Below are 14,110 nucleotides of genomic sequence, written 5' to 3'. Positions count from 1 at the left end.
AACCAGATTGACGCGCGGCGCTTGGGCCACCGTTGTCGCGCCGCCGGAGGCCGCATCATCAAAGGTATCGAGGTATTCCTGCGCAGCCCGGCTGATGATCTCGCCTGCGGAGCAGTCTTCGGCCCGGGTTAGCGGCCCGCATCGGCCTTGATCAGCAAGGCATCCGCCCCAAACAGACGGCCGCCAACAAGCCCTTCCGCATTGCAGCGTGCCAGAACGGTCTCGACGACCCGAGGCAGCAGATCGCAATCGCGGATCCGACCATGGCGAGTCATCGAGAAGGTCAAATGATCGGGAACCGGATCCGTCGGAACCAGGCGGCAGAACCCGCGACAGGCCAGGTTCAGCCCGACCTCTTCAAACAGCCCCGAAATCCGCGAAGAGCAATCTGGACCAATTCGAACTGGCGCTGGAGGACCTGGAAACGGTTATGGCGGTGATCCTCGCCGAAGCGGATGCCGAGGATCGCGCCGCCAGGCGCCCCGCCAAACCGCGCGCAGCCCATCGTGGATCGCTGCGCAAACACTTGCCGCGCATCGAAGAGGTCATCGAGCCGAACAGTCTGACCAGTGCCTGCGGTGGCTGTTTGCACTGAATCGCTGAGGTTGTGTCGGAACGGCTCGGCATCGTGCCTGCCCAGTTGCCCGCCATCGCCCCCGTCGTCCGAAGTACGCCTGCCGCTCCTGCACCGATGGCGTCATGCAAGCCCCCCGCACCGGCGCGGCTGATCCCGGGAGGCATGGCAACCGAGGCCACGGTCGCTCTGCATGGAGGAGACCCGCGCCCCCACCCTCGCCCCGGGGCAAGAAAGACAAGGACGGGATACTTCTGGACCTTGGCCCGTGATGACCGACCCTGGGTTGAACCTCTCCACCGGGCGTTGCCTTCACCTATGCCCCCGGTGGTGATGGGCAGCATGCCGAGCGTATTTTGCAGGGCTTCGGCGGCATCCTGCAGGAGGATGTATATTCGGGATGCAAAAGCCTGATTGCAGCGGGCCGGTTCGGTCCGGCATCCAGCTCGCCGATTGGCCCGTCGCAAGCTGATCGAGCTCATCCGCACCGGACCCGCGCCAATCGCCCAGCAGGGGGTGACCCTCATGCCCGATCTCTATGCCTTCGAGGCTGGAATCCGCCCCATCGCCCTGAACCGCAAAATGAACGGTGTCGACACCCACGCACGGTTGTCAGCCGCACTCACCGTCATCGTCAAAGGTCACAAACAAGGCCAGATCGACGACCTGCTCTCGTGGAACTACACCGTCACCGTGTGACCGGGACATCGCTTACGTATAATTCCGACTACTACGATGCGTTTTCGGATCAAAAGAAATGCGGCCACGAGGCGGTGCGCGATCCGGAAATCGCTTCCGAAGAGATTGATGAACTGCGCGGCCAGACCCTCTGCCTCATGTTCACAGGTGGCGCGTGCGAGTTCTACTGAAGTCGGAGGCCTAGTAGAGACGCACTGTCCCCGGCGGTAAGTTTAGAAATCGGCTCTCTTGCCTCGATTGTGTGGGTCGATCAATCTCTATCACATCAGTCGGGTTTAAACACCCCATTCATCTTCAGGCTGCATTCGCCTCCCGACCCGGATCACCGGAATTCCGATGTCTGCCAGCGCGGCAGGCATGCCTCGCTGCACCCGCCATCCGGCGGCAATAAAGGATATTGCATGTCGACCTCTTCTTTTTCGCGCCGCCACTTCCTGACGGCTTCCTCTGCCCTTGTTGCAGGTGCACTGGCCGCGCCGGGCCTTATCCGGGCGCAGACCGCCGTGACCGTGCGCCTGGCTTTTGCCGAGGTTGGCGTCGGCAATAAGCAGTTTGCCGCACCGGGGGTTGCGCCTCTGGGCCATGCACGCGGCTTTGTGGATGCCGAGTTCAAGGATGATCCGTCGGTAAAGATCGAATGGAGCTTCCATAAGGGGGCAGGGCCTTCTGTGAATGAGGCGCTGGCCAATAACCAGGCAGATTTCGCCTTCCATGGCGACCTGCCATCTCTCGTGGGCAGGTCGAACGGGTTGAATACCAAGATCCTGCTTGGCTCGGATGTGCGCTCGAACATCTATATCGCGGCTCGCCCCGACAGCGGCATTACCACGCCCGCCGATCTGAAAGGGCGCAATGTCGGGTTGTTCCGCGGCACCAACCTGCATCTGGCGGCGGCCAAGATCCTCGCCGCCTATGACCTGACCGAGCGCGACGTGAAGATCATCAACCTCGATTTCGCCTCGGCCAATGCGGCCATCGTTTCGGGCGATATCGATGCAACTTTCGGTCAGGCAGACCTCTACGATCTTGAGGCTAAGGGCATTGCGAATGTGATCTTCTCATCGAAGGAAGACAGCCGCTTTACGCGCCACGCCATAATCCATGCCCAGGAAGCCTTTATCGGAGAGGACCCCGAGATCACGCAGCGCATCGTCAATGGCTTTGTCAAAGCGGCGCATTGGGGGTCTGATGAGGCACGGCGCGAGGACGTCATCGACACCTATGCGCTGACCGGCCGCCCGCGCGAGGGCTTTGTCAATGACCATGACGGGCAAGAGCTGCGATTCCGCCTCAGCCCGCTGCTCGACCCCTTCCTTGTCGAGGGCTTCGCAGGTCAGGAGAAGCGCGCGCGTGAGCTGGAGCTGATCCGCAATGAGCGGCCCACCGCCGACTGGTTCGAGCCGCGCTTCCTTGAGGCTGCGCTGAAAGAACAGGGTCTGGCCGGCTTCTGGCAGCCCTATGGTCTTGACGGCCAGCCGCTCACGGCCTGATCCATGGTGCAGATCCCCCTTGATCCGGCAGAGGATCGGGCTGGCCCATTACTCTGGCGCCGGATCACCCTGCCGCGCCCAGGGCCCGCGCTCGGGCGCTGGCTCCTCGGCCTGATCGTCCCGTTGCTCCTTCTGGCCTTCTGGTCGCTGGCGTCGGCCTCAGGCGTGATGCCTCCGCAGATCCTGCCCGCGCCGACCACGATCATCAGCGCCGCAGGCGAGTTGTGGGACAGGGGGGATCTGCAGATGCATACCCTTTTCAGCCTGAAACGCGTGCTCTGGGGCTTTCTGCTCGGTGCGGTGATTGGCCTGCCTCTGGGCGCGGCGATGGGAATATCCGAGACGGTGCGGCGCTATGTCGATCCGCTGTTCCTGGCGATTGCCCAGGTGCCGCCGATTGGCTGGATCCCGCTGCTGATCCTGTTTCTGGGAATTGGCGAAGGGCTGAAGGTCGTCATCATCGCCAAGGCTGCGATGATCCCTATGGCGGTCAATACCTATGCCGGCATCCGCAACGTGCCGCAGCAACTGCGCGAGGTAGGGCAGGTCATGACCTTCACACCGTTGGAACAGCTGCGCTTTGTGGTGCTGCCTGCCGCGCTTCCAACCATCTTCTCAGGCATCCGCTATGGCCTGGCAAACGCCTGGCTGGCGCTGGTGGCGGTGGAACTGCTCGCCTCCTCCGAGGGGCTTGGCTATCTGATGGTCTGGGGCCGCCAGCTTTTCGCGATGGAATATGTGCTGCTGGCGATGATCCTCGTAGGCGTGATCGGCTTCCTGCTGGACGCGGGCGTGGCCCTGATCGAGGCGCGGCTTTTGCGCTGGAAAGGGACGGCCAGATGACCGCTCTTCCCTTCATCCGCCGCCCGCGCCAACTGCCGGTCGGGCTGATCCTGCCAGCAGCACTCCTGATCATATGGGAGGTCACCGCTCGCGCAGGTCTGCTGAACCCGATCCTCTCGCCCGCACCGAGCCTCGTCTTCACCCGCCTTTTCACCATGCTGGCGGCAGGGGAACTCAGGGTCGATATCGGTGCAAGCCTTGCCCGCCTGGCGATCGGCGCGTTGGCGGGCAGCCTGATCGCGATTCCGCTGGGCCTGTTGATCGGCAGCAGCCGTCTCGCGCGCCATCTGCTCGGCCCGAGTTTCAACGTGCTGAAACAGATCGCGCTTTTCGCCTGGATCCCGCTGATCTCTGTCTGGTTCGGCACGGGTGAGGTGGCCAAGGTGGTTTTCGTAAGCATGGCCGTCTTTACCCCTGTGGTGATCAACACCTGGGAGGGCACTGCCGAAGTGCCCGAGCATTTGCGCGAAGTGGCGCGGATCTATGCCCTCGGCCCCGCTGCGCGGTTGCGCCGTCTGATCCTGCCCGCCGCGCTGCCACAGATCTTCACCGGCCTGCGCCTAGGGCTGATCTATGGCTGGCTGGCCACCGTGGGCGCGGAATACTTCATGACCGTGGCCCCTGGGATCGGCAGTCAGATGACTGCCGGGCGGGAACTGCTTGAGATGGATCTCGTCATGGTCGGCGTGCTGCTGTTGGGAGGCATCGGCTTTGCAATAAACAGCATCGCAGAGGCTTCTGAGCGCCGTCTCGTGAGCTGGAAAAACCATCACTGAACTGCCTGCTGACCGAAAGGGACAGGACCATGACAGATAAGACAAACCATTCAGGCCGGTTGGAGATCCTGGGCGTGACCCAGCAGTTCAACGTTTCGGGCCGCTACTTCACCGCACTGGAAGACATTACCCTCACCGTCGAGCCGGGCGAGTTTGTGGTGCTGGTCGGGGCCTCGGGCTGCGGGAAATCCACCCTGCTGCGCGCGATTGTCGGGCTGGAGGACCGCTATAGCGGCCAGATCCTGTTGGATGGCAAGCGCCTGGGGCCGCCGACACTTGGGCGCGCCATTGTGTTCCAGGAGCACCGGCTTTTCCCCTGGCTGACCGCTTTGCAGAATGTCGAATTAGGACTGCAGAAATCCGGGCTTTCGGCAGCCACTCGGCGGGATCGGGCGCGGGAGCATCTGGCCCTCGTGGGTCTGACCGAATTCGAAGACGCGCTGCCCGCCCAGCTTTCAGGCGGCATGTCGCAGCGGGTGGCGATTGCCCGCGCGCTCGCACCGCGCCCGCCGGTCCTGTTGCTGGATGAACCCTTCGGCGCGCTGGATGCGATGACGCGCGGACATTTGCAGGAGGAACTGCGGCGGATCGTCGATGCCGAGAAGATCACCGCAATCCTCGTGACCCATGATGTTGAAGAGGCCGTGACCCTCGCCGACCGTGTGGTGGTGATGCAGCCCCATCCGGGCCGCATCCGCGAGATCGTCCAGATCCCCCCGGGCGAGGGGGCAGACCGCACCAGCGATACCTTCGTGGCGCTGCGCCGCCAGATCCTTGCCGCGCTGGACCATGACATTCCGGGCCGCGCCGAAGACCAGGCGCAGCCCTACCTGCAAAACACCCTGACCGCAGCTGAGTGACAGGAGAGAAAGATGACCCAAAAACAGATCAAACTCGGCGCGTTTCTTATGGCACCCGGCCACCATGTCGCCGCCTGGCGGCATGGTTCCGCCCAGCCCGATCTCGGCGCGAACTTCAAAGCCTATGCCAAAATCGCGCAGGAGGCGGAGGCTGCGAAATTCGACCTTCTGTTCCTCGATGATATCGTGGCGGTGAAAGATACCAGCCGCGATGTGGGCCCCCGCCTCAGCCGTGCCGCCTTTTTTGAGCCGATCTCGCTTTTGTCGGGCCTCGCGGCGGTGACAGAAAGGATAGGCCTCGTTGGCACGGTCTCGACCACCTATAATGATCCCTATACGCTGGCGCGCAAATTCGCATCGCTGGATCTGATCAGCGAAGGGCGGGGTGGCTGGAACTTAGTGACTTCGAACACCGACGAAGAGGCCGCGAATTACGGCCCGAACGCCATCTGCCGCATCACCAGCGCTATGAGCGTGCCGAGGAATTTACCGATGTCGTGCTGGGCCTCTGGGGCAGCTATGAGGATGACGCCTTCAGCCGCGATCAGGAAAACGGCGTTTATTACGACCCGGACAAGCAACATGTGCTGAACCATCGCGGCCCGCATTTCAACGTAAAAGGGCCGCTTAACGTGGCGCGCTCGCCCCAGGGCCATCCGGTGGTGGTGCAGGCGGGATCGTCTGAGCCGGGCAAGGACCTTGCGGCCCGCACCGCCGAAGTGGTCTTCACCGCGCAGCAGACGACCGCCGATGCCGTGGCCTTCTATAATGATCTGAAGGGGCGGCTTGCGAAATATGGCCGCAGGCCAGACGATCTGAAAGTGATGCCCGGTGTCTTCCCGGTGGTGGGCAGCAGCCGCAGTGAAGCACAGGAGAAGTTCGCGGAATTGCAGGAACTGATCCACCCTTCGGTGGGCATCGCGCAGCTCTCTTACATGATCGGAGACTTCGACCTCAGCGCCTATCCGGCTGATGGTCCGGTGCCGGAGCTGCCGGAAACCAACGGCGGCAAGAGCCGCCAGGCGCTGCTTTTCGATCTCGCGCGGCGTGAGGACCTGACGATCAACCAGCTGGCGCGGCGCATCGCGGGCGCACGCGGTCACTGGCAGCTGGTCGGCACGGCGTCCGATATCGTTGACCAGCTGGAGGAACGCTTCCTTGCCGGTGGGGCGGATGGCTACAATATCATGCCGCCAACTCTCCCCGGTGGGTTGACGGATTTCATCGCCCATGTGGTGCCCGAGCTGCGTCGCAGGGGTCTGTTCCGCGCGGAATATGAGGGAGCAACCCTGCGCCAGAACCTCGGCCTTTCAAAACCCGGCCATCTGGGCACTGCAAGACACCTTGTGCAATCGGCCTGAGATGGCCAGATCGCGCGGCACAGTGGCGTCAGGGCGTCGGACCTGACGCTCTGTTCCATGGCAGTAAGAGCTGGAAACAAGACTGCGATTTGGCGGCTCGTATCTGATTGAGCTATTCCCCGAAATTCGGACAAAGACGGAAGCTACGATCTGACGGTTGCTGTTCTCCAGGGATGAGGAGATCGGGCATGCGGAAGCGCAGGAACCATGACGCTGGTTTCACGGTTGGCGTGGCACTGGAAGCCGTAAAGGGCGAGCGTAGGATGTCGGATTTGGCCTCCGATTACGGCGTGCATCCGACGTTGATCCATCAGGGGAAGAAATCGCTGCTCGACGGGGCAGCGGAGATCTTCGAGCACGGCGGCAAGAAGCATGCGGTGGAGTTGGACGAGGAGACGGGCCGGTCGTTGCATGCCAGGTCTGGTGTGCCGACATCCCTTATCTGCCGATGCAGCGGAGGGCCTGTATCTGGTCGCCATCATGGACTGGTTCATCCGCAAGGCTCTGGCCCGGCGCATATCCAGCACCCTTGCGGCAGACTTCTGCGCCGGGATACTGAAGGAGGCCATCCACCGCTTTGGCCGCCCGGAATCATGAATACCGATCAGAGCAGCAGGTTCACGTCCTTCTCCTGGACCGACCGGCTGACGCGCGTCGGTACCCGCATCTCGATGGACGGTAAGGGGCGGTGCACCGACAATGTCTTCATAGAGCGCCTGTGGCGGTCTATGAAATATGAATGCGTCTACCAGCAGGCCCGGGAGACCGGGTCGCACGTAAAAGCCGCCATCGGATCTCGGATCACCTTCTACAACCATCGGCGGCCACACATTGCCCCTGGCTGGTTGCCCCACGCCATGGTCGACTTCAACAGGATCGAAACCGACCGGAAGGGACAGGCTGTAGCTTAACAGGGAGCTGATTTAGTCCGGCGCTGAGGAGATTGTTCTTTGCTGTTCGAGGAGGCCGGTTTGTTCATCTGGTTTGGCTGGCGTGTTTGGCCTTCTCGCAACGCCATTTTCTGTTCAAGCTGCGATTAGCTTCGACTGTCTGGCCAGATTTCCTGCGGCAGGCGTCATGATGAAGCTGGCAACGAGCGCGTTCGATGCCTCGAAAGGCGGTTTGGGCGGCGCCTCCGACGATTTTGGCCCAGCCGAAAGCCTCTTCGATCCGTTTTGCGGTGCCGGAAAGACATGGTGTAACCCTTGTGACGGGTTGTGCGCCCATCAATGGCAGAACAGCGCGACTTCCGCGCGATATGCGGGGTGACACAGGCCCGGCGCGGTCGGTAACGAACTCTGCCGCATCATAGCCCTTGTCCGCGCCAGGCGTCAGCCGCCGGGTCCGGCCCGGCGAATGGCGGTGGTCGTGCCATGGTGCCGCCACTGGTTCGAGGCCCATGGCGAAGGGTTGATCGCGGCCTGCCGCGCGTCCGGATCCGTCGTGGAGGCGTGAGTTGCATTCGGACGCGTCTCACCTCTGAAGTCGACTTCGGCCTTGCGGGGGCTGGATTTGGCGCGGGGCATCGGGTCGGGCTCGGTTGCGGCGGGGGGTCATTGGCGGCAGTGTCAAAGTCGGGTGGATCGCCGGGATCATCATTGCCTTGCGGGCCTTCGACCTTTGGCCCGAAGCTCTTCATCGACGCCGTTCGCCACCGGGCCCGAACCGGTGGCGCCTTCGATAGCTCACCCTTGACCCGCGTGCCATCGACCGGGAAGTGGTCATCAGACGGAAGCGGCTTCACTTCGCGATGGGCAAGAACGGCTGCCATGACCTTGCGCGACATCTCGGTGTTCAACAGGCGGTCACGGTTCTTCGTGAACACAGTCGGCACCCAGACCGGGTCATCAATTCCAGGCCCCAAAAACCAGTGGAACAGCAGATTATACTGCATCTGTTCCATCAACTGCCGCCCAGACCGGATCGCGAACAGGATCTGGATCAGGCCCGCCCGGATCAGCCGCTCCGACACAATCGAGGGGCGGTCGAAGTCAACCTAAACGGCGTCGAAATCCATGATCATGCTCGACAGGGCATCATTCACGACCTGCCGGATCTTGCGCAGCGGGTGATGCGGCGGGATCCATTTCTTCAGATCAACATAGCTGAACAGCGAACCGCTCGCCTCGTCCGTGCCACGCATCGTGATCCCCTCTCGCAGTGCAAAGAGGGGAAACATATTCCAGAGGCGACGTCGGGACGCGACTAAATCAGCAGCCTGTTAACCGCCGGATCCTTCACGCCGCCGCAGGTGGACGAGCAAGTAGCGATATTCATTCAGAGCAATGTCAAAGGGCTGGATCAGCTCTCCGGATTCGATCTGTGACTTCAGAAGTGCAACTGCCCGAGCATGATCCCCTGACCGCTGAGCATGCTTTGATAATGCACATTCGTATCATCGATGAGAAAGGATTCTTACCCATGCTTTGGGACAAATTTCGGAACACCATCGCCGTGCCCCAGGCAATGCCAGATGTTCTAAGTACAAAACCCATCTCCGCCATCAAGGCGATCCCGAGCGGGGAAAAGATGCCGCCAGACGCTGCTGCCGGCACCCATCCGGGAATGCCCGACGGGCCGGCGCCTGGCTCAGACCCTGAACACGGCGTCGGCAACCGTGATCGGCTTTGGCAGCAAGCCCAGTTTGTGGAACGTATCGGCCACGGCCTGCTGATCGGCTACGACCTGGTCTGTGATCGGCCCGACACCAAAGCTTTGCCGTCCGATGGCGATCTTCAGCACATCCTCGGGAATCCCGGTTGAAGGCGACAGCTCCGCCGCTGCTGCGTCAGGGTTCGAGGAGATCCAGGCCCCGGTTTCGGCAATTGCCGCGATCAGCTCGGGCACCACTGCGGTATTTCCCTCAAGGAAGCTGCGCTCGCCAAAATAGAACTGGTAGTTTGGCGCAAGGCCCTCGGCATTGGCCAGAACCCTGGCCCCAAGCGCAGTTTCGGCCGCCGCCTGGAAAGGATCCCAGATCACCCAGGCATCGACTGCGCCTGTTTCAAAGGCAGCACGGCCATCGGCGGGGGGCAGGAAGACGGTCTCAATATCTTCATAGGCCAGCCCCGCGGCTTCCAGGGCCCGGACCAGGAGAAAATGCACATTCGACCCTTTGTTCAGCGCCACCTTCTTGCCCTTCAGATCGGCGACCGAAGCGACAGGGCTGTCTGCAGGCACAAGAATTGCCTCACCCTTTGGCGCAGGTGGTTCGAACGCCAGGTAGTTAAGCAGCGGCCCGGCAGCCTGAGCAAAAATAGGCGGCGCTTCGCCCGTCTGCGCGATATCCAGGGCGCCCGCATTCAGCGCCTCAAGCATCTGCGGACCGGCGGCGAATTCCAGCCATGTCACCGAATAGCCCAGCTTGCCCAGCTTCTCCTCCAGAAGACCCCGACCTTTCAGCAGCACAAGCGTGCCGTATTTCTGAAAGCCGACACGGATCTCTTTCGTTTGTGCCATCGCAGGCAGCACCGAGGCGGTAAGGGCGGCCGCTGCCACCAGTCCGAAGTCCCGTCTGTTAAGCGTCATTTCTCATCTCCCACCTGTCTCGTTCGCGGCACCAGCGGCCGCTTCTGAAAATAAACTACTTTCGCGGTCGTATTTTAAAAGCCGGAGCACAGCCGGAGCCAGGCAGATGCGCGCGCAGGCGATGTCAGTCTGGTCACGATCTGCCGCGAAAGAGATGCGATCTCCTAAATATCGGAAAGATAACAGATTTATTTTGACCATCCTTTCCATATCACCAGCAACGACAATGGCCCGCCCCTGCCGTGCCTGTGCACCCGCCGGGGCATTTGAGAAGAATGTTGCTGTCCAGGCCCGAAAAAACGCAAAGCCCGCGCTCTCCGGAAAGGGCAATAGAGAATGGCCGACCGGGGAATATGCCCCACCCTGCGGTTCAATAAACCCGACGCTGATCGGGCAATGGCGTCTGTCCGGGCCGCACCCGGGAGACACCGAATCTGCAAAGGGCCGAGATGACCGTAGTGGACCAATCCTACGACCTCGCAGAGAGCAAGCTGGCCAAACGGTCTGGCTGGCGCCTGCGACCCGAGATCTGGCTGCCTTTCCTGCTTCCGGTCCTGATGCTGGTGATCTGGGAGGTCGGCAGCCATATCGGACTGGTCTCCACCCGCATCCTGCCCAGACCCAGCACCGTGCTGGCGAAGGCATGGACAATGACACTTTCGGGCGAACTCTTCCTGCATCTGGGGGTTTCGGCGCTGCGTGCTTTTGCCGGGCTGGCCATCGGTGGCCTGCTGGGATTTGCCCTGGGGCTGTCGAACGGACTATCGCAACGGTCGGCCCTGCTGACCGACACCACCGTTCAGATGATCCGCAACATTCCTATTCTGGCGCTGATCCCGCTGGTGATCATCTGGTTCGGGGTGGGCGAAACCGCGCGGCTGTTCCTTGTTGCCATATCCGTGTTCTTTCCGATCTACATCAACACGTTCCACGGGGTCCGCAACGTTGATCCCCAGCTGATCGAGATGGGGCGCGCCTATGGAATGTCACAGCGCAGTCTTTTTCTGCGGGTGATATTTCCGGGCGCGCTGCCCACGATATTCGTCGGCCTGCGCTATGCTCTGGGCCTGATGTGGTTCGTGCTTGTCGTCGCCGAAACCCTGGCCGCCAGTGCGGGCCTTGGCTATATGGCGATGCAGGCACGCGAATTCATGCAGCTGGATGTCGTGGTGCTGTCCATTCTGCTCTATGCGCTGCTGGGCAAACTCGCCGACATGATTACCCGCGCGCTGGAAACCCGTGCCCTGGCCTGGAATCCCGCTTATGCCCGACAATAACCGGCAGGGGGCTGAGGTCGTATTGGCCGGGGTCGAGAAGAGCTTTGGCGCCAACACAGTCCTGTCACGGCTGGATCTGACGATCCGGGCGGGTCAGTTCCTCTCCATTGTCGGTAAGTCGGGATGCGGAAAAAGCACGCTGTTGCGCCTGCTGACCGGGCTGGATGCGCCGTCGCGAGGCGAGGTACTGGTGGACGGTGCGCCGGTTGCGGATCAGTTGGGGTCGATCCGGCTGATGTTTCAGGAACCGCGACTGCTGCCCTGGGCCAGTGTGATCGACAATGTCAGTCTCGGCTTACCCGGAGGGGGGCCGCGCGCGCACGGCGGGACCTCGCCGAGGCCGCGCTGTACGAGGTGCAGCTGCCGGGCAAAGCAGGGGACTGGCAGTCAAGCCTGTCGGGCGGACAACGCCAGCGAGTAGCCCTTGCGCGCGCTTTGGTCAGCCGCCCCCGCCTTTTGGCTCTGGATGAGCCGCTGGGGGCCTTGGACGCCCTGACGCGGCTGGTGATGCAGGATCTGATCCTGCAGGTGAAGCGTGACGACGGCTTTACCGCCGTGTTGGTAACGCATGACGTGGCCGAGGCGGTGGCGCTTTCCGACCGGGTGATCGTGCTGGACGCAGGCCGGATTGCGCATGACGTGGTGATTGACATACCGCATCCACGCCCACGCGGAGACGCGCGGCTGGCCGCATTCGAGGCCGAAATCCTTGCTGCGATCTTCGCCGATGGCCGGGTGGCCTGACTGCTCCCGCATCACAGAACCGGCGAGCGCTGACGCGGCGGTGTGTCACCCGATTGCATTAGATACGCGGCAACAGACATTATTGCGTGGCGAACTGCGCCAGATAGCTGCGGCCAAGCTCGGCCGAGACCCGGGCGAAATCCGGCGCCATGGCCTGGGGTTCGGGGGCCTCGATATGGCTGCCGATCCAGGCCAGCAGCGCCATGCGGCGCAACATGATGAAGGTGTCAATCTCGCGCTCTTCGGCATCGGAAAGCGGGCGGACACTGCGATAGCCGCGCACCCAGGCGGCGCGCATGGCAGGCACCTGGGGGTGATCTTCCATGAAACTGACGCCGGTTGCAAAATCGTAAAGATACCAGCCCTGGCCACAATCGTCGAAGTCGATCAGCGTGGTGTTCTCACCTTCAATCAGCAGGTTTGCCAGCCGCATATCGGCATGGATCAGGCCATAGCGCTCCGGTCCCTGGCCAAACTCCGACAGCCGGCGGCGGATCGTCAGTTCCACCTCCTCCAGCACCGCCTGCAGCCCAGGCGTGACGTTCGGCGCGGCGCGCCAGTCGCCCCAGTTCGCTTTTGGCCCGAAAACGGCATCGTAATCCCAGCGGAGCCGCTCCAGCGGCTCGGGGCGCGGCCAGGACATGGAATGCAGATGAGTGCGGGCCGCAATCGCGCCGAGGCGCTCAAACGGGCCGACCAGATCCTCGTTCTCATCGGGCTGGCGGCCTTCGGCAAACTGAAACATCACCATGAAACGCGGATCGGGCAGGCCGGGGCTATGGCCCTCCTGGACCAGAGCGCCGTTCAGCCCGGCAATCGGCGGCGGCGTCTGCACCAGTCCGCTTGAGGCCAGTGCCTGCGCCCAGGCCAGTTCCTGGCCGATACCGCGTTTTGTGTGATAGGCCGGGCGGTGAATGCGCAGGACCGATCGATACGCCCCGGCCTCGACCAGATAGGTCGCGTTTTCCGAGACATTGATCAGCCGCGCCGTCGCCCCCTCCGGCACCGGCCAAAGGGACAGCGAGTCATTCGCAAGGCGCTCCAGATGCTTCAATACCTCCTGAAGCGGCATTTGCTCTCCGGCCATGTGCCCCTCCCTCAGATCGACTCGATGGCTTCCAGGGATTCCGGCAGGATCTGCCCCCCATCGACGATGATCTGCTGCCCCGTGATATAGGCCGCCTCATCCGATGCGAAAAACAGCGCCGCATTGCCGATATCCTCGACGGCACCCAGCCGTTTCAGCGGGATCGATGCGGCCATGGTTTTCAGGTAATCCGCGCCCAGCCCCTCAAGCCCCTCTGTCACGATATTGCCCGGCATCACCGCGTTGATCGTGGTGTTGTAGCGCGCCAGCTCCATCGCGGCGGTCTTGATGAAACCAAGCTGCCCGGCCTTCGACGCGCCGTAATGCGACCAGCCCGGATAGCCTGTCACCGGCCCGGTGATCGAAGAGGTGACCACCACGCGGCCTTTGCCGGCCCGTTCGAAATGCGGGATCGCGGCTTTGACGCAGAGGAAGGTCGAGCGCAGGTTGTTCGCCATCATCTGGTCCCATTCGGCGGGCGACATATCGACCATCTTCACCTGCGGGAAGGATCCGGCATTGGCGCAGATCACATGCAGCCCGCCCTGGGCTTCGGCCGCCTCATCGACCATGCGCTGCACCTGGTCGTAATCGCTCACATCGCAGACGGCGCTGCGGGCTGTCGCCCCTGCCTCGTTCATCTCGGCCACGGCCGCCGCCAGCGCCACCTTGTCGCGCCCGGCAATGGTCAGTTTCACACCGGCCCGGGCAAAGACCCGCGCGATGCCGCGCCCGATCCCTTTTGATCCGCCGGTAACGATGACACTCCGGCCCTGCAATGACGTCAGCATCTGTTTTTCTCCCTGATTTTTATGATTTTATCGCGGCGTCAGGCGCGTTTTCGTGTCCAGCGCAACACCAGAAGCCCGAT

12 protein-coding genes and 3 pseudogenes are annotated in these 14,110 nt (G+C 62.3%); 10 read left to right on the top strand and 5 right to left on the bottom strand.

Annotation, left to right across the window (positions count from 1 at the left end; translation table 11 throughout):
• Window positions 1–128: 128 nt before the first annotated feature.
• Window positions 129–275, bottom strand: coding sequence for a hypothetical protein (locus QNO18_RS22725; protein ID WP_283179811.1), 147 nt, complete (start codon window positions 273–275; stop codon window positions 129–131).
• Window positions 276–370: 95 nt separating this feature from the next.
• Here QNO18_RS22725 and QNO18_RS22720 point away from each other — a divergent pair.
• The 7 genes and pseudogenes from QNO18_RS22720 to QNO18_RS22685 form a co-directional block, all read left to right on the top strand.
• A pseudogene (locus QNO18_RS22720) lies at window positions 371–1,273 on the top strand (transposase); the annotation flags it as partial.
• Window positions 1,274–1,674: 401 nt separating this feature from the next.
• On the top strand, window positions 1,675–2,763 hold the full coding sequence (locus QNO18_RS22715) for an ABC transporter substrate-binding protein (protein WP_283179753.1): 1,089 nt from the start codon (window positions 1,675–1,677) through the stop codon (window positions 2,761–2,763).
• Window positions 2,764–2,766: 3 nt separating this feature from the next.
• A complete protein-coding gene (locus QNO18_RS22710; RefSeq protein ID WP_283179752.1) occupies window positions 2,767–3,606 on the top strand; it encodes an ABC transporter permease in 840 nt (279 codons plus the stop codon).
• A complete protein-coding gene (locus QNO18_RS22705) occupies window positions 3,603–4,382 on the top strand; it encodes an ABC transporter permease (protein ID WP_283179751.1) in 780 nt (259 codons plus the stop codon). Before QNO18_RS22710 ends, QNO18_RS22705 begins: the two co-directional genes overlap by 4 nt.
• Before the next feature lie 29 nt (window positions 4,383–4,411).
• Window positions 4,412–5,242, top strand: a complete 831-nt coding sequence (locus QNO18_RS22700; RefSeq protein ID WP_283179750.1) for an ABC transporter ATP-binding protein — start codon at window positions 4,412–4,414, stop codon at window positions 5,240–5,242.
• A gap of 350 nt (window positions 5,243–5,592) precedes the next feature.
• Window positions 5,593–6,603: an NtaA/DmoA family FMN-dependent monooxygenase gene (locus QNO18_RS22690; RefSeq protein WP_349293941.1), complete on the top strand. Its 1,011-nt coding sequence runs from the start codon at window positions 5,593–5,595 to the stop codon at window positions 6,601–6,603.
• Window positions 6,604–7,021: 418 nt separating this feature from the next.
• Window positions 7,022–7,433 (top strand): annotated as a pseudogene (locus tag QNO18_RS22685) (DDE-type integrase/transposase/recombinase); the annotation flags it as partial.
• 195 nt (window positions 7,434–7,628) lie between these two features.
• Here the strand turns inward: QNO18_RS22685 and QNO18_RS22680 are convergent.
• Together QNO18_RS22680 and QNO18_RS22675 are read right to left on the bottom strand one after the other, a co-directional pair.
• Window positions 7,629–8,746, bottom strand: a pseudogene (locus tag QNO18_RS22680) (transposase).
• A 446-nt stretch (window positions 8,747–9,192) separates the two neighbouring features.
• Window positions 9,193–10,131, bottom strand: coding sequence for a sulfonate ABC transporter substrate-binding protein (locus QNO18_RS22675; protein ID WP_283179749.1), 939 nt, complete (start codon window positions 10,129–10,131; stop codon window positions 9,193–9,195).
• 449 nt (window positions 10,132–10,580) lie between these two features.
• Between QNO18_RS22675 and QNO18_RS22670 the strand changes: the two genes are divergently transcribed.
• From QNO18_RS22670 to QNO18_RS22655, 3 genes are read left to right on the top strand one after another with little or no spacing between them, the layout of a single operon-like run.
• Entirely contained in the window at window positions 10,581–11,408 is an 828-nt protein-coding gene (locus QNO18_RS22670) for an ABC transporter permease subunit (RefSeq protein WP_283179748.1), read from the top strand.
• The gene (locus tag QNO18_RS22665; RefSeq protein ID WP_349293936.1) at window positions 11,395–11,829 is read left to right on the top strand and encodes an ATP-binding cassette domain-containing protein; all 435 of its coding nucleotides are present in this window, start codon (window positions 11,395–11,397) and stop codon (window positions 11,827–11,829) included. Before QNO18_RS22670 ends, QNO18_RS22665 begins: the two co-directional genes overlap by 14 nt.
• On the top strand, window positions 11,754–12,152 hold the full coding sequence (locus QNO18_RS22655; protein ID WP_349293940.1) for an ATP-binding cassette domain-containing protein: 399 nt from the start codon (window positions 11,754–11,756) through the stop codon (window positions 12,150–12,152). Before QNO18_RS22665 ends, QNO18_RS22655 begins: the two co-directional genes overlap by 76 nt.
• Before the next feature lie 79 nt (window positions 12,153–12,231).
• Here the strand turns inward: QNO18_RS22655 and QNO18_RS22650 are convergent, their stop codons facing one another.
• Window positions 12,232–13,239 carry a phosphotransferase gene (locus tag QNO18_RS22650; RefSeq protein ID WP_283179747.1) on the bottom strand — a complete coding sequence of 336 codons (1,008 nt, stop codon included), beginning with the start codon at window positions 13,237–13,239 and terminating at the stop codon, window positions 12,232–12,234.
• An 11-nt stretch (window positions 13,240–13,250) separates the two neighbouring features.
• Complete coding sequence (gene fabG, locus QNO18_RS22645) at window positions 13,251–14,030, bottom strand: 3-oxoacyl-ACP reductase FabG (RefSeq protein ID WP_283179746.1); 780 nt, start codon at window positions 14,028–14,030, stop codon at window positions 13,251–13,253.
• Between the last annotated feature and the right edge of the window lie 80 nt (window positions 14,031–14,110).

The sequence above is a fragment of the Gemmobacter sp. 24YEA27 genome, assembly GCF_030052995.1.
Classification (GTDB): Bacteria; Pseudomonadota; Alphaproteobacteria; order Rhodobacterales; family Rhodobacteraceae; genus Pseudogemmobacter.
This window is presented reverse-complemented; position numbering and strand designations above follow the sequence as displayed.

What these genes read in the sequence shown, in the direction of transcription:
- QNO18_RS22725 (WP_283179811.1), bottom strand. Translation starts at nt 275, where the DNA reads ATGACTCGCCATGGTCGGATCCGCGATTGCGATCTGCTGCCTCGGGTC.
- QNO18_RS22715 (WP_283179753.1), top strand. Translation starts at nt 1,675, where the DNA reads ATGTCGACCTCTTCTTTTTCGCGCCGCCACTTCCTGACGGCTTCCTCT.
- QNO18_RS22710 (WP_283179752.1), top strand. Translation starts at nt 2,767, where the DNA reads ATGGTGCAGATCCCCCTTGATCCGGCAGAGGATCGGGCTGGCCCATTA.
- QNO18_RS22705 (WP_283179751.1), top strand. Translation starts at nt 3,603, where the DNA reads ATGACCGCTCTTCCCTTCATCCGCCGCCCGCGCCAACTGCCGGTCGGG.
- QNO18_RS22700 (WP_283179750.1), top strand. Translation starts at nt 4,412, where the DNA reads ATGACAGATAAGACAAACCATTCAGGCCGGTTGGAGATCCTGGGCGTG.
- QNO18_RS22675 (WP_283179749.1), bottom strand. Translation starts at nt 10,131, where the DNA reads ATGACGCTTAACAGACGGGACTTCGGACTGGTGGCAGCGGCCGCCCTT.
- QNO18_RS22670 (WP_283179748.1), top strand. Translation starts at nt 10,581, where the DNA reads ATGACCGTAGTGGACCAATCCTACGACCTCGCAGAGAGCAAGCTGGCC.
- QNO18_RS22665 (WP_349293936.1), top strand. Translation starts at nt 11,395, where the DNA reads ATGCCCGACAATAACCGGCAGGGGGCTGAGGTCGTATTGGCCGGGGTC.
- QNO18_RS22650 (WP_283179747.1), bottom strand. Translation starts at nt 13,239, where the DNA reads ATGGCCGGAGAGCAAATGCCGCTTCAGGAGGTATTGAAGCATCTGGAG.
- fabG (WP_283179746.1), bottom strand. Translation starts at nt 14,030, where the DNA reads ATGCTGACGTCATTGCAGGGCCGGAGTGTCATCGTTACCGGCGGATCA.